Below are 14,651 nucleotides of genomic sequence, written 5' to 3' on the forward strand. Positions count from 1 at the left end.
GCGGGAGCCGGAGAATTCGCCATAGCCGAGTATCTCAAACCCCCAACCATTAACTAACTAACGACACGAGATACTAGCGCATACGCGGTGATGACCCACTGCTGATTGGCGGTGCTGATGCCGAGGTCGACCTTGGCGTCGGGCAGGGCGATCTGGACCACTGTGCCGTCGAGCACGACCATCAACTGCGCGATGCAGATGAAGACCAGGGCCTTCCAGCGGCGCGGGTCGGGCTCGGTGGACAGGGTTGGCGTCTCGGAAGCTGACGACCCAGAAGATGGCTTCTCGGAAGTTGACATGAAGAGTGAGATCCCCACTTGCGTCGTAGTACCCCGGAGATATCCGGAGGTTTGCTCCGCTTACTTTACGCCGCGATGGTCGCGCAGGACAGTGTCACTTAACGGACATAAGGGACGCGCGTCGTCTCGTGCTTGCGCCGCTCCGTTCTGCGCTTAGAACGCAGATACAATGGCGCGGGTGACTGATGGACCCCTGATCGTGCAATCCGACAAGACGCTGCTGCTCGAAGTCGATCATCCCGACGCCGCGGCGGCGCGTGGTGCGATCGCCCCGTTCGCCGAGCTCGAGCGCGCTCCTGAGCATGTGCACACCTACCGGGTGACGCCGTTGGCACTGTGGAACGCGCGCGCGGCCGGGCATGACGCCGAACAGGTCGTCGACGCTCTGGTCTCGTTTTCGCGGTATGCCGTCCCACAGCCGCTGCTCATGGACATCGTCGACACGATGGGCCGGTTCGGGCGGCTGCAGCTTGTGAAGAGTCCTGTTCACGGGTTGACGCTCGTCAGCTTCGACCGTGCGGTCCTCGAGGAGATCCTGCGCAACAAGAAGGTCGCGCCGATGCTCGGTGCGCGGATCGACGACGACACCGTCGTGGTGCATCCGTCGGAGCGTGGTCGGCTCAAGCAGGTGCTGTTGAAGGTCGGTTGGCCCGCGGAGGATCTCGCGGGCTACGTCGACGGTGAGGCGCATCCGATCGAGTTGGAGCAGGACGAGTGGCATCTGCGCGACTACCAGGAGATGGCCGCCGACTCGTTCTGGGCCGGAGGTTCGGGCGTCGTCGTGCTGCCCTGTGGTGCTGGCAAGACGATGGTCGGTGCCGCGGCGATGGCGAAGGCGCAGGCAACGACGCTCATCCTGGTGACGAATACCGTTGCGGGACGGCAGTGGAAGCGTGAGCTCATCGCACGTACGTCGCTCACCGAGGAGGAGATCGGCGAATACTCGGGTGAGCGCAAGGAGATTCGTCCCGTCACCATCGCGACCTATCAGGTGATGACGCGAAAGTCGAAGGGCGAGTACAAGAATCTCGACCTGTTCGACTCCCGCGACTGGGGCCTCATCGTCTACGACGAGGTGCATCTGCTGCCCGCGCCCGTATTCCGCATGACCGCCGACCTGCAGTCGCGGCGTCGACTCGGTTTGACCGCAACGCTCGTGCGTGAGGACGGCCGTGAGGGCGACGTGTTCAGCCTCATCGGACCCAAGCGGTACGACGCCCCGTGGAAGGACATCGAGGCGCAGGGCTGGATCGCGCCTGCCGACTGCGTCGAGGTGCGCGTGACGCTCACCGACGAGGAGCGCCTGCAGTACGCGGTCGCCGAGAACGAGGAGAAGTACAAGCTCTGCTCGACGGCGCACACCAAGGTCAACGTCGTGAAGTCGATCCTCGCCAAGCACGCGGGCTCGCCGACGCTGGTCATCGGCGCGTACATCGATCAGCTCGAAGAACTCGGCCGTGAACTCGACGCCCCGGTGATCCAGGGTTCGACGAAGAACAAGGAGCGCGAGGCGCTGTTCGATCGCTTCCGCTCGGGAGAGCTGCAGACGCTCGTCGTGTCGAAGGTCGCGAACTTCTCGATCGACCTGCCGGAGGCGTCGGTCGCGGTGCAGGTGTCGGGCACGTTCGGGTCTCGTCAGGAGGAGGCTCAGCGACTCGGTCGTCTGTTGCGCCCCAAGAAGGATGGCGGCCAGGCCCACTTCTATTCGGTGGTGTCACGCGACACCCTCGACGCCGATTACGCCGCCCACCGGCAGCGTTTCCTCGCCGAGCAGGGTTACGCGTACCGCATCACCGACGCCGACGACCTGCTCGGCCCGGCCATCGGCGAGGAGTCCGTGGACTGATCCACGGCTAGCCTTGACCTCATGACCGTCGAGCGCCTTCGTCCGTTCTCCAGCACGATCTTCGCCGAGATGTCGGCGCTGGCCGTGGCTCACGATGCAGTGAACCTCGGCCAGGGTTTCCCCGACACCGACGGCCCGGCATCGATGTTGGCCGCCGCCAAGGACGCGATCTCGACCGGGCACAACCAGTACCCGCCGGGTATCGGTGTCCCCGCGCTCCGCCACGCCGTCGCGCGGCACCAGCGTGAGCACTACCGTCTCGACTACGACGCCGACTCCGAGGTGCTCATCACCGTCGGTGCCACCGAGGCCATCGCGGGCGCGATCGTCGGGCTGGTCGAGCCCGGGCGCGAAGTGGTGATGATCGAGCCGTACTACGACTCCTATGCCGCAACGGTTGCGATGGCCGGCGGGGTTCGACGCGTCGTCCCGCTCGTCGCCGACGGCAACGGTTTCCGGCTCGACCGAGAACGACTCGCCGACGCATTCGGACCGAAAACCTCTGTCGTGCTGGTCAATTCACCGCACAACCCCACCGGGACCGTGCTCTCCGACGACGATCTCGCCGAGATCGCGCGCCTGTGCATCGAGCACGACGTCGTGGCCGTCACCGACGAGGTGTACGAGCATCTCCTGTTCGACGGCCGCACGCACACCCCCCTGGCGACGCTTCCCGGGATGCGCGAACGAACCCTGCGAATCTCCAGCGCCGCAAAGACATTCAACTGCACCGGCTGGAAGGTCGGCTGGATCAGTGGTCCACCCGAACTGGTCGCCGCGGCACGCGCGGCCAAGCAGTTCATGACCTACGTCGGGTCGGGGCCATTTCAACCAGCGGTTGCCGTCGCACTCGACAACGAGATGGAGTGGGTGCGCAAATCTGCGGCAGAACTCGAGGCCAAGCGCGACCTCCTCACCTCCGCGCTCGTCGACTCCGGGTTCGACGTACATCGCAGCGAGGCAACCTATTTCGTCTGCGCCGATCCGCGACCACTCGGATACGACGACGGCGTCAAGTTCTGCCGGACGCTACCCGAGCGGATCGGTGTCGCGGCGGTGCCGGTCAGCGTCTTCGCCGACGACAAGGAGCCGTGGAAACACATGGTGCGCTTCGCATCCTCCAAACGAGACGACGTCATCGCCGAGGCCGCGCGGCGGCTGCGGACACTCTGACCCGCGCCCTACTGACCGTCACCTACAGGCGCACGACCATCTTTCCGACGTTCGCGCCGCGCATCATGTCGAGGAAGGCGTCGATCGCGTGATCGATGCCGTCGACGACGGTCTCATCGAAGACCACGTCGCCCGCAGCGAGCCACTCCGACATCTTGGCGGTGAACTCCGGCGCCTTGTCGAAGTGATGTCCCACGGTGAAGCCGGTCAGCGTCAGTGCGCGGGTGATGATGTTGGACATGTTTTCCGGGCCGGGAACCCGCTCGGTCGAGTTGTAGCTGACGATCGCGCCACAGAGCGCCGCGCGCCCGCCGTCGTTGAATGCGTCGAGGGCCGCCTCGAGGTGGTCGCCGCCGACGTTGTCGAAGTAGACGTCGATGCCGTCGGGAGCGGCTGCGCGCAGTTGCTTGCGGATCGGGCCCTCTTTGTAGTTGACCGCGGCGTCGAATCCGTAACGGCCGGTGAGCAACTCGACCTTCTCGTCACTTCCCGCCGAGCCGATGACGGCCTTGGCGCCGAGGAGTCGTGCGATCTGGCCCGCGGCGGTCCCCACGGCACCGGCGGCGCCGGAGATGAACACGATGTCGCCCGGCTTCATCTTCGCGATCTCGGTCAAGCCGACATAGGCGGTCAGGCCCGTCATGCCGAGCACGCCGAGGTAGAGCGACGAGTCGAATGCCTTGTCGCCGTTGGCGTCTGACGGCGGCTCCGGTAGCACGGTGAACGCCTTCGCCGGACCTTGTGCCACATCGCGCCAACCGAGCTGGTGCAGCACCAACGCGCCGACCGGCACGTCGTCGGAGCGAGATTCGACGACCCGCCCCACGGCACCACCGGTCATCGTCTCGTCGAGCTTGAAAGGCGGAACATAGCTGCGGGTGTCGATCATCCGCCCGCGCATGTACGGGTCGACGGACATGAACTCGTTGGCCACGCGCACCTCCCCCGGCTCGAGATCGTCGAGAACGACTGTCACGGTGCGGAAATCGGACTGCTTCGGCCATCCGACCGGACGGGACACCAACTGGATCTGGGTACTGGTTGCGGTCATGTCTCCACTCTCCTCAGTGTGCGTGCGCAGTCAAGGCACATTCTGGTTCAGGCTGGTTCAGGGCAAATTCTGGACTGTTCATTACACTATAGGCATAGTAGAATGATCGTTGCAAAATCAGTGCGAGGAGGCAGCCGTGGGACGCACCGCAACGTTCAATTCGACCGAACTCATCGCTTCTGCTCGAGATCTGTTCTGGCAGAAGGGTTTCAGTGACGTCTCGGTTGCCGACGTCGAGGCCGCGTCAGGCGTCGGCCGCTCCAGTATCTACCACGCGTTCGGCAGCATGCGCGGACTGTTCGACGCCGCGGTCGACGACTACCTGACGACCATCGTCGCACCCCGACTGACCGAGCTGAACCGCGACGACGTGCACCCCGACGCCATCTGCTCATACCTCTCGGACCTGCGAGACGCCATCACCGCAGCGTCGGCCGCCGACGCCGGGACGCCTTCGGGATGCCTCATACTCACCGCGTCGGCGACACCGATCGGCGCCGACGATGCGGTGCACGGCGTCATCGAGAACTATCGGGCGATGTTGTCCGACGCGATCCGACGCGGCATCGCGGCACGCATGCCCGAGGCGTCGTCGAGCATCGTCGACCATCACACCCGCCTGACCGTCGCCGCGATCATCGCTGCGCAGTGCCTGGCGCGTATCAATCCCGACGAAGCGGCACGCACGCTCGACGCCGCGACCAGCGCACTCGATACGTCTGCGTAGCGCGCGCACTCACAGCGGCAATCCCTGCTCCAGCAGGTCGATCGCCTCGAGAAGCGACTCGAGGAATCTGCCGTCGCGCACGTTCTCGGTCCCGTTGGCGATGTGGAACATCATGCCGCCGACCGCGGCGATGAAGACGCGTAGCCGCGGATTGTCGCGCTCGACACCGAGGTAGTCGGCGATGAAGTCTGCGGCCTCGGAGATCGCGCGGTCGGATTCGACCTGGTTGACCACCAGCAGCGCCGGCTCGGACTGGATGAGTTTCATCCGCGCCGGGTCCGAGGCCCAGTCGTCGGCGAGAACCAGGCCGACGAGTCTGCGCACGATCTCGCGCAGGAGATCGAATCGTCCGAGCCCGGGCGGGATCGATGTGAGCGCCTCCTGCCACACGTCGTCGAGGTCGTCGTTGATGACGACCTGTTCCTTCGATTGGAAGTAGCGGAAGAAGGTGGTGTGGGAGACGTCGGCAGCCTCGGCGATCTGCGCAACGGTCGTCTGTGCGTACCCCTGGGCGTCGAACAGTTCCATCGCCGCCGCGCGGATTGCCGCCCTGGTGCGACGTTTGTGCTTCTCGCGCAACCCGATCGGGCGTACGGGGGCGTCGGGCGCATGCGAGACCGAGGCGGGCGCGGTAGCCATCGCTGCCGTACTCGTCGCCTCGGTCATCGCACTGCTCTCCCTATCTACTCTTTATCCAGTCCGCTCAACTCGACGCCGCGGCGGCGACCTCGCGGGTTTCGTCGACGCTCGCCTGCGGGATACCGCGGTCGCGCACCTTCTCGCCCTCGATGTCGAGATTGGGAACCAGCTTGTCCAGCCATCGTGGCAGACCCCACGCCCGATCGCCCAGCAATGCGATGACAGCGGGCACCACGATCATCCGGATGATGAAGGCGTCGAACAGCACGGCAATCGCGAGCGAGAAGCCGAGCATCTTGGCCGTCGTGTCCGGGGAGAGCATGAACGCCGCGAACACGCTGATCATGATGATCGCCGCCGATGTGACGATACGCGCGCCATGCCGGTAGCCGGCGATGATCGCCTCCTTCGCGGTCATGCCGTGGATGTACTCCTCGCGTATTCGCGTCACCAGGAACACCTGGTAATCCATCGCGAGGCCGAACACCACGCCGATCAGGAAGATCGGCAGGAACGACAGGATCGGCTTGGTGTTGTCGATCAGACCGAACCAGCCCTCCTGGAAGATCGCGACAGTCACGCCGAACGTCGCGAGGACCGAGAAGATGAAGCCAATCGTTCCGATCAGTGGCACCCAGATCGACCGGAACACCGCGATCATGATCAGGAACGCCAACCCGACCACCACGATCAGATACGGGATCAACGCCTTGTCGAGTTTGGCCGAGAGGTCGGACATGATGGCCGTCTGACCACCGACGTGCAGTTCCGACCCTGCTCGCTGCGCCTCGGGACTGAAGTCGCGGATCTGCTCCATGAGGTCGTGCGTCGCCTGATCCGACGGCGCACTCTTGGGCGTCACCGAGATCAGCGCGGCGGTTGCTCCGACGTTCGGCTGCGGTGTGCCGTTGCCCAGCCAGGTCATCGTCGACGCGTTGGCGACGTCGGGCAGCGTCTTGATGTGCGCGACGGTCTCGGTGGCCGCCTTCTCGACCGTGCCGTTCTCGGAGTGCAGCACGACGAGCAGCGGGCCGTTGATGCCCTCGCCGAAGCCGCGCTGCAGCAGTGCCTGTGCGGGAGCCTCGTCGTCGCTGGAGAGCGAGAGCCCCAGTTGCAGCTTGCCGACCGGGATCGCCGCGAGTACCAGCACCGCGAGACCCGCGACAATGAACGGGATGGGTCGCCGAACCACCATGCGGCCGAAGCGAACTCCGTTGGTGTCGGCGGTGTCGGATTCTTCTGCGTGCTTGATCCACGGGATACGTGGGGTGAACGCGAAACGTCCGACGGCACCGAGCAGCGCGGGGATCAGGGTGAGCGCGGCGATCACTGCCATGAACACCGCGACGGCGGCGCCCGCACCCATCTGGGTGATCAGCGGGATTCCGACCACCATCAGCGCGACGACCGCGATGATCACGGTCAGCCCGGCGAAGACCACAGCGGAGCCGGCCGTACCGACCGCTCGACCCGCGGCGTCGGCTCTGTCACCGCCGCGCTTCACCTCGCCGCGATAGCGGGAGACGATGAACAGGGCGTAGTCGATCGACACGGCGATGCCGAGCATGGTGACGATCGCGGTGGCGGTCTCGTTGACCGTGATGACCTCGGCACTCAGCCGCAGCAGCATGATGGTGATCATCACGCCCATCAGGCCGGTGATCAGCGGGATGAACGCGGCGACGAGCGCTCCGAAGGCGACGATCATCACCACGAAGGCGACGGCGAAGCCGATCAACTCAGCCTTACCGCCCGCCTCCATCACGCTCATCAGCGAGCCCGTGGCCTCGACCTGCAGACCGTTGCCCCGATGCTTCTCGAGGATGTCGGTCAGCTGCTTCTTGTTCTCGACGGTGAGGTCGGTCAGCTCGATGTTCTGCCGCACCTGGATCAAACCGACCTTGCCACCGTCACCGAGGACCGACGACGCGAGCTCGGGTTTGGCCGTGGCGACGGTGACAGGGTTCAGAACCGTCGCCTTGTCGGTCAGCTCGGGCAAGGTGTGCAGGTCGGCGACGAGTGCGTCGATCTGTGCGGAATGGGCGGCCAGCCCGTCGTCCGCGGCAACGAGGACGCTCGTCGAGGCCTCCGATTGCTGCTTCATCGCCTCGGGGAAATACTCCTCGACCTGCGAGGTCGCAGTTCCGGAGTCGGTTCCGGGGAGTTCGAAGTCTTTCGCGAACTTGGGGTTCAACGCACCCACGAGTCCGATGAGCAGCGCGGCGATGACCACCCACGCCCCGATCACCCACCACTTGTGGCGGAACGAGAACCGTCCCACCCGAAACAACAACGACGCCATCTGTGTGCACTCCCTCGAGAAGACTCGGACATTCCGGCAGCAACTAAGAAGTGTTAGTTGCTAACACTTGTGCTCCGGTATACCGATGGGCGGCGTCGGTGTGCCACCTCCAAGCCGCGATTGTGAGCGACGTCCCATGCGAGTCCTTCCGGCCGCGTTGCGAACACGTGTTCGATGTTGGAGTAGGCTGTGGCCCATGAGCGCAGGAGTCCAGGGATCGATCTTCGACCTCGACGCCGAGTCACCGCGGCTGCGCGACCTCGGATCGCATGTCGAACGTCGAGTCCTGACCAAGGGCGCGTGGGTCGATCTGCGGCCCGGATGGATCGCAGGCAGCACCGACCTGTTCGACGCTCTGCTCGCCGACGTTCCGTGGCGGGCCGAACGTCGTCGGATGTACGACAGAGTTGTCGACGTCCCGCGTCTGGTCTGCAATTACCAGGCGAGTGACGAGCTCCCCGACCCGCTACTCGTCGACGCACGCGCCGCCTTGACCGCGCACTACCGCGACGAGTTACCCGAGGGCTTCGCGACGGCGGGTCTCTGCCTGTATCGCGACGGGTCGGATTCGGTTGCGTGGCACGGCGACCGGTTCGGCCGCGGCGCCACCCACGACACGATGGTCGCGATCGTCTCTCTCGGCTCTCCGCGCCCGTTGGCGTTGCGGCCGCGCGGCGGCGGAGCGTCGTTGAAATTCACGTTGTCGGCGGGCGATCTGTTGGTGATGGGCGGGAGTTGTCAGCGCACCTGGGAGCACGCGGTACCCAAGGTCCGCGGCGTCGGCGCGCGGATGAGCGTGCAGTTCCGACCGCCCGGCGTGTGGTGAGCGGGAGACTCCCAAAGATTCTTGGAACCTTTACCCCCTTGGGTGCGTCAGAGTCTGTGCCGCCGGTGTCAGCCGACGGGAACATCTGACCGCGACATCAGGGGGACCGACACGTGACAGCACCTCAACTGCCGCTCGATGGCATGGCGGATGCGATCGCAGAGGGCGTGGCCGAGCTACTCAGCAGAGCGAGGCGCCCGGACCATCAGGACAACACCCCGAGCCCCGGGCCTCCCCCTGACCAATCCCCCTCTGCTCGAGCACCTTTCGGCGTTCGCCCCGAGGAGATCGAACAGACCGCGAGTACGTGGCGTCGTGAATCGAAGGTCGTGGCGGAGCTCAAACTCGACGCGTTGTCGTCGGTGTCCGGCGCGATGAGTGACGTGACAACGGCACTGCACTCGGCGTCGACCTCGGCGGTTCCGACACTCGCCTCGATCTCGGCTCGCCTTGCGACACTTGCCGATTCGCTCGTCACGTTCAACGCCATGGTGATCGATCGCGATGACCGCGCCGCGGCGGCCCTACGCAGCGTGCCGAGCCGCTGATGACACCGACCATCTCAGCGGTGCGCGGGTGGAGCACGGATGCGATCTCGGCGGCGGGTGCGGCCGCGCAGGCGGCAGCCGCCGCACTCGACTCGTCCCTCGCGGCAGTGGAGCGATCACTGAACGACGCCGGCTCGTGGCGGGGCGCAACCCACGATGCCGCGCAGGCCCGAGTCACCGAGGAACGCGACCACGCCTCCGAGGTACGCAACGTGCTGAACCAGATCGCCGACGAGGCCAAGGACGCCGCCACAGACATTGGCCATGCACGGGCGTATCTGATCCGCGAAGTCGACAACGCGATCGCCGACGGGTTCACCGTGTCCGACACCGGCGAGGTGACCCACGCCGATCCCGACGAGGACATGAACGCCTTCGTCCGCCAGAACCGGATCGCCATCGGCATCGACACCCTCGCCGAATTCGACACCGACTACGGTCGTCGGATCAGCGACCTGGCATCGGACATCGCAGCCATGGTCAATGGACAGCCCGACGTCACGCTGCCCGGCGGCACTCGCGCCGACCCGGACGACGTGGTTGCCGGGCTGCGTAACCTACCCGTCGAACAACGACGCCAGTACCTGGAGTCAATGAGTCCCACCGACGTGCGTCGTCTGATCCAGGCCGATCCGAACGTCATGGGCAACCTCGACGGCGTGCCGTTCGACACCCGAGCCGATGCCAACGAGATCAACATCCGCAACGCACTGGCAGACGAGATCGCAGCCGGACGTGGTGACGGGCCGCGCGCACAGATGCTGACCGACTTCCTGCGACAGAAGAACGACCCTGCCTCCGCGATCGACCGCGACAACGCAGGCGCCTACTTTGCCGACGACAACAAGACCGAGCGCAGGTTCATCGCATTCGATAACAGTGGCAACGGCCGGTTCATCGAGATGATCGGCACGTTCAACAAGGACACGCGTAACGCTGCGGTGGTGGTCCCTGGAACGAACAGCAACATGAATGGCAGCCTGCGCAACAGCAACTCCGCGTGGAACCTCGCAAAGCAAACCGACGGGCCGGTCTTCGTCTACATGAACGGTGAACTACCGCAGAAGATGGGTCACGAGGGTATGCCCTCCGCCGCGCTCGACGGACTGGAGGGCGGGCTGCGCGACGGCCTGCCGGGTGCGCGGGACGGCACCCGGTCGGGGATGGAGAAGTCCTTGAACAATTCTGCAGCCGACCCCGTCTTCGCTCGCAGCATGGCACCGGGACTCGTCGATTTCGGTCGTGAACTCGACGCCGAGATCGCCCGCCACGCCCCCGACGCGAAGACCACGTTCATCGGCCACTCCTACGGGGGTTCGGTCGTCGGATCGGCCGAACAGTTGGGACTGCGCGCCGATCGGGTGATCTATGCGTCGTCGGCGGGCACCGGAGTGTTCGAGGGCGGGTGGGACAACGCCAATCCGCGCGTCGAGCGGTTCTCGATGACCGCACCGGGCGACCTCATCCAGGGCATCCAGTCGCTACCCGGCAATCCGCACGGCGCCGATCCTGACACCGCCCCTGGCGTGACACGTATGGACTCGGGTTACTTCGGTGATGACAGACAGCATCCCCGGCGGCTCGTGGAAGGCACCGCAGGCCACGGCGACTACTGGGACGACCCGAACTCCGACGCCTTCAACAACATCGCGCGCGTCATCGTCGGCGAGCAACCAACACCGTACGTCTATCGAGCACCAGACATTCCGATCGTCGGGGCACTGAAGCACCTGGCGGCCGCAGGTGTGATCGACGTACCAGGTCTCCCCGACATCCCGCTGCGCCTACCGAAATGATGCGACTACCGAAATGAACTGCGCGCGTTCACTTATCGGAGTGTTTGGACGAGCCCGTCGCCATCCGGATCGCAGGGCCGAGCAGTCCGGAGATCAACCCGCCGATCGACAACGGCGTCTGGCCGTCGAGTCCGATCGGGGCATACATCTCGGTGATCTCACTGCGCCCCCGCACAACTCGACGATCAACCGCCGTCCAGTGCTCGCTCTCGCCCTCCGACGCGTCTATCGCCTCGCCGCTGGCGAGAACCGGATAGCGGCCGCTGCGGGCAGCCTCCGACAGGCGCGCGCACTCGTTGACCGGGTCACCGATCACGGTGTACTCGTAGCGCCGTTCAGCACCGATGTTGCCCGCGAACACGGTTCCGTAAGAAACTCCGATCCCCCACCGGATCTCGAGCGCTTCGGTCAGACCCCTGGCAAGGTCACGCGCGGCGGCGAGTGCCGCGGCGGCCGGGTCGTCGAGTTCGACGGGGGCGCCGAACACCGCGAGCGCCGCGTCGCCTCGAATTTGTTGACAAAGCCGCCGTGTCTGTCGACCACGTCGGCGACAACGGAGAAGAACGAGTTGAGGAGCGCCGCGGTATCTTCCGGCGCCCGATGCTCGGCCAGCGTCGTGGATCCGACGATGTCGACGAACAGCACCCCGACCTGACAGTTCGATCCGTGCATCCCCGCGCCGTGTTCGATGGCGAGTTGCGCGACGGTGTCGCCGACGTGCCGTGCGAACAGTTCACGCATCCGCTCCCGCTCGTCAAGACCCTCGACCATCTCGTTGAAGCCGTGTTGCAGCACTCCGAGTTCGGACGAGTCGTACACATCGACGTGGGTGGTGAGGTCGCCATTCTGGACCCGCTGCACGGCGTGCCGCAGTTCGGTGAGCGGGTCGATGATGGCCTGCCCGACCAACATGATGACGCGCACGCCCGCAGCGAGACCGACCGCGGCCAGCACCACTGTCGTCCAATCGATCCTGCCGGCGGCCGGTGGCAACAGGCCCGATCCCCTCCCGAGGTTGATGATCAGCAGTCCACTCATCGGCACGAGGCAACTGATCGCCCACACCGCGGCCATGCGTGCACGCACGCCCTGCACCGCATGGGTTGCCGGGTGATCCTGCAGCGCGATGATCAGCAGCGGGCGCGCCGAGCGTTCGGCGAACAGGTAGGTGAGGCAGCCGATCGACATACCTGCAAGGGCGAACGCGACAGCCACCCCGAGTAGGTCGTCGGCGCTGAGCCTGCCCAGCGACAGAAGCACGTAGCTGAGCACGGCCAAGAGCCAGCCGACGATCGTGGCCGCCGCCTGCGCGAACGGGATTCTCTGGACGGATCGTCGACGCTCCCGATCGGCCTGCTCGCCACTGATGAACCAGCGCAACTGCGGCACCATCACGGCGAAGACCAGCACCACATTGACCACGAGACCGACGCCGATCGCCGCGACGACGGCCGGAAAGTTCGGTGCGCCCAGCGTCGTGGCGAAGGTCATCTGGCCACCGTTGTAGGCGAGCTGGACCAGCAGGAACGTCTCGAGGCCGACGAGCACGTTGCTGCCGACGATTGCCGAACCGGCGATCACGCTCGCGCGGCGGGCGAGCCGGATACGTTCCGCCCGGCCGATGCCACCCCATTCGCGCAACGTCGGAGGCCGCTCGACGCCCCACACGAATGTCGAGTATCGACGCCGCGCGCGAGACCACCGGTCATCGTGGTCGCGGGAGCGTTGCGGTTGCACCGAAGCGCCTTTCTGCCTGTTGTGTCACATAAGACAGTTCATTGTGACAGGCGAAATGCCGGGATCAGAACTCGATCGTGTGTGACGACGCACGCCGAAACGCCAAAAAGGCCGGCGCCGCTCCCGGGGGACTAACGGGAACGGCACCGGCCGCGGACTCGTACGTCATGTCGAGGTCATCGACTCATCGCACGAGCGGTCATGATCGGATCAGGCCTGCGCCTTGAGCGCCTCGATCTCGAGGTTGATGGTGACCTTGTCGCCGACGACGACGCCGCCACCCTCGAGTGGCATCTCGATGTCGATGCCGAAGTCCTTGCGGTTGATCACGGTGGTTGCCTCGAAGCCGGCAACAGCGCCCTGGCCCATGCCCGGGTTCGATCCGTTGAACTCGAGTGCGAGGTCGACCGACTTGGTCACGCCGTGCAGGGTGAAGTCGCCGGTGAGCACGAAGTTGTCACCGTCGGGGCGCACGCTGGTCGAGACGAAGGTCGCCTTGGGGAACTTCTCGGCGTCGAAGAAGTCGGCCGACTTGATGTGGCCGTCACGCTGCGGGTTTCCGGTGGTGATGGTCGTGACGTCGATCTCGGCCTGCACCGACGGGGTGCCGTCCTCGGCAACAGTGATGGTTCCGCTGAACGACTCGAACTTGCCGCGAACCTTGCTCACCATCAGGTGCTTCACGACGAAGCCGACGGTCGAGTGGGTGGGATCGATGTTCCAGACGCCGGCCTCGATGGGGGCCTTGACGGTGCTTGTGGTCATGGTGAAACTCCTCGGCTTCTTGTCGTTTCGGGTTGTGGTCCGTGGACCGTCTTCTCGGCCCATCGCTCATTCTAAACGGACCGCGGTCCGATTTCATTCCGCTAGACCAAACTATTTATTTCCAGGCGAATACTGGCTGCTCAAAGCCATCGACGCGGGTATCGCGACCTCGCAGGACGACCTCGACGAACTGATAGATCACCGCGGCGGTCGGCGCGTGGAGCAATGCCGAGTGACCGCTCGGCGAGTGATCATCGGGGTCACGACGCAGCCCGGGGATACGGAGTTGTATGACCGGACGCGGCGATTCGGGGATCGCGATGAACCGCGGTTCGTCGAGTAGGTCGTCGAGTGGCACGAAGAACAGTTCCGACACCTCGTCGGGGCTCGGCGTCGGAGGCGGTGCGTCGTCCGGCGCCCAGCAGACGACGGGCGTCATGACGAAGCCGGATCGTGTCGGGTAGTCGTCGAGCAATCCGAGTACGTCGTCGGTGTCGAGCGCCACCCCGAGTTCCTCGTGCAGTTCCCGCAGCGCGGCGTCGACGATTCCCTCTCCCGGGTCGAGGCGTCCGCCGGGGAGCGCGAACTGTGCGGCATGGCGACGCATGGTCAGTGGCCGACGCAGAACCCAGATTCCCTGTCGGTCGGCTTGATTCGAGATCACGATGGCGACGGCGGCGGGCCTGGCATCAGGATCGTCGACGACGCGACGTTCGAGAGCCGCGATGCGATCAGTGGCGATCGTGCGATCGATAGATGTCACATATTCAGTTCACCACGGTCGAAGAATCGCTAACCGATGTGCCCGCACACACACCGGCGACTCGCTCGTGATCTGCACCGGCGAACCTTTTCTCCGTCACGACGATCGGCCACCATTGATACACCCGCGAACCGAAACCTCCTCCAAGACAAGGCAGATCATGTCCACGATCGTTGTCA

The 14,651-nt window shown here is 65.1% G+C and carries 11 protein-coding genes and 2 pseudogenes; 6 read left to right on the forward strand and 7 right to left on the reverse strand.

Translation table 11 applies throughout. From position 1 onward, the window contains the following. Positions 1-74: 74 nt before the first annotated feature. Positions 75-299: pseudogene (locus A5766_RS11085) on the reverse strand (MFS transporter); the annotation flags it as partial. A 178-nt stretch (positions 300-477) separates the two neighbouring features. Here A5766_RS11085 and A5766_RS11090 point away from each other — a divergent pair. Together A5766_RS11090 and A5766_RS11095 are read left to right on the forward strand one after the other, a co-directional pair. After that, positions 478-2,145, forward strand: coding sequence for a DNA repair helicase XPB (locus tag A5766_RS11090; RefSeq protein ID WP_324288136.1), 1,668 nt, complete (start codon positions 478-480; stop codon positions 2,143-2,145). A gap of 21 nt (positions 2,146-2,166) precedes the next feature. Continuing rightward, complete coding sequence (locus tag A5766_RS11095) at positions 2,167-3,318, forward strand: pyridoxal phosphate-dependent aminotransferase (protein ID WP_064904762.1); 1,152 nt, start codon at positions 2,167-2,169, stop codon at positions 3,316-3,318. Between the two features lie 22 nt (positions 3,319-3,340). Here the strand turns inward: A5766_RS11095 and A5766_RS11100 are convergent, their stop codons facing one another. Further along, the gene (locus tag A5766_RS11100; RefSeq protein WP_064904763.1) at positions 3,341-4,369 is read right to left on the reverse strand and encodes an NADP-dependent oxidoreductase; all 1,029 of its coding nucleotides are present in this window, start codon (positions 4,367-4,369) and stop codon (positions 3,341-3,343) included. A 136-nt stretch (positions 4,370-4,505) separates the two neighbouring features. Between A5766_RS11100 and A5766_RS11105 the strand changes: the two genes are divergently transcribed. After that, the gene (locus tag A5766_RS11105) at positions 4,506-5,096 is read left to right on the forward strand and encodes a TetR/AcrR family transcriptional regulator (protein ID WP_064904765.1); all 591 of its coding nucleotides are present in this window, start codon (positions 4,506-4,508) and stop codon (positions 5,094-5,096) included. A gap of 9 nt (positions 5,097-5,105) precedes the next feature. Here the strand turns inward: A5766_RS11105 and A5766_RS11110 are convergent, their stop codons facing one another. After that, the gene (locus tag A5766_RS11110; protein ID WP_082965499.1) at positions 5,106-5,762 is read right to left on the reverse strand and encodes a TetR family transcriptional regulator; all 657 of its coding nucleotides are present in this window, start codon (positions 5,760-5,762) and stop codon (positions 5,106-5,108) included. Positions 5,763-5,799: 37 nt separating this feature from the next. Next, positions 5,800-8,037: an MMPL family transporter gene (locus A5766_RS11115; protein ID WP_005204405.1), complete on the reverse strand. Its 2,238-nt coding sequence runs from the start codon at positions 8,035-8,037 to the stop codon at positions 5,800-5,802. 196 nt (positions 8,038-8,233) lie between these two features. Between A5766_RS11115 and A5766_RS11120 the strand changes: the two genes are divergently transcribed. The 3 genes from A5766_RS11120 (at position 8,234) to A5766_RS11130 (ending at position 11,207) form a co-directional block, all read left to right on the forward strand. Continuing rightward, complete coding sequence (locus A5766_RS11120) at positions 8,234-8,863, forward strand: alpha-ketoglutarate-dependent dioxygenase AlkB (protein WP_064904769.1); 630 nt, start codon at positions 8,234-8,236, stop codon at positions 8,861-8,863. 113 nt (positions 8,864-8,976) lie between these two features. Further along, a complete protein-coding gene (locus A5766_RS11125; RefSeq protein ID WP_156527443.1) occupies positions 8,977-9,411 on the forward strand; it encodes a hypothetical protein in 435 nt (144 codons plus the stop codon). Further along, complete coding sequence (locus A5766_RS11130; protein ID WP_064904773.1) at positions 9,411-11,207, forward strand: alpha/beta hydrolase; 1,797 nt, start codon at positions 9,411-9,413, stop codon at positions 11,205-11,207. The genes A5766_RS11125 and A5766_RS11130 overlap by 1 nt, the downstream gene beginning before the upstream one ends. A 28-nt stretch (positions 11,208-11,235) precedes the next feature. Here the strand turns inward: A5766_RS11130 and A5766_RS11135 are convergent. From A5766_RS11135 to A5766_RS11145, 3 genes and pseudogenes are all read right to left on the reverse strand, one after another. Continuing rightward, a pseudogene (locus tag A5766_RS11135) lies at positions 11,236-12,875 on the reverse strand (adenylate/guanylate cyclase domain-containing protein). A gap of 279 nt (positions 12,876-13,154) precedes the next feature. Next, entirely contained in the window at positions 13,155-13,709 is a 555-nt protein-coding gene (locus tag A5766_RS11140) for a YceI family protein (RefSeq protein WP_064861509.1), read from the reverse strand. A 115-nt stretch (positions 13,710-13,824) separates the two neighbouring features. Beyond that, entirely contained in the window at positions 13,825-14,472 is a 648-nt protein-coding gene (locus A5766_RS11145; protein WP_064904775.1) for an NUDIX hydrolase, read from the reverse strand. Positions 14,473-14,651 lie beyond the last annotated feature (179 nt).

Source organism: Gordonia sp. 852002-51296_SCH5728562-b (assembly GCF_001665475.1).
Taxonomy (GTDB): domain Bacteria; phylum Actinomycetota; class Actinomycetes; order Mycobacteriales; family Mycobacteriaceae; genus Gordonia; species Gordonia sputi.

What these genes read in the sequence shown, in the direction of transcription:
- A5766_RS11095 (WP_064904762.1), top strand. Translation starts at nt 2,167, where the DNA reads ATGACCGTCGAGCGCCTTCGTCCGTTCTCCAGCACGATCTTCGCCGAG.
- A5766_RS11100 (WP_064904763.1), bottom strand. Translation starts at nt 4,369, where the DNA reads ATGACCGCAACCAGTACCCAGATCCAGTTGGTGTCCCGTCCGGTCGGA.
- A5766_RS11110 (WP_082965499.1), bottom strand. Translation starts at nt 5,762, where the DNA reads ATGACCGAGGCGACGAGTACGGCAGCGATGGCTACCGCGCCCGCCTCG.
- A5766_RS11115 (WP_005204405.1), bottom strand. Translation starts at nt 8,037, where the DNA reads ATGGCGTCGTTGTTGTTTCGGGTGGGACGGTTCTCGTTCCGCCACAAG.
- A5766_RS11120 (WP_064904769.1), top strand. Translation starts at nt 8,234, where the DNA reads ATGAGCGCAGGAGTCCAGGGATCGATCTTCGACCTCGACGCCGAGTCA.
- A5766_RS11130 (WP_064904773.1), top strand. Translation starts at nt 9,411, where the DNA reads ATGACACCGACCATCTCAGCGGTGCGCGGGTGGAGCACGGATGCGATC.
- A5766_RS11140 (WP_064861509.1), bottom strand. Translation starts at nt 13,709, where the DNA reads ATGACCACAAGCACCGTCAAGGCCCCCATCGAGGCCGGCGTCTGGAAC.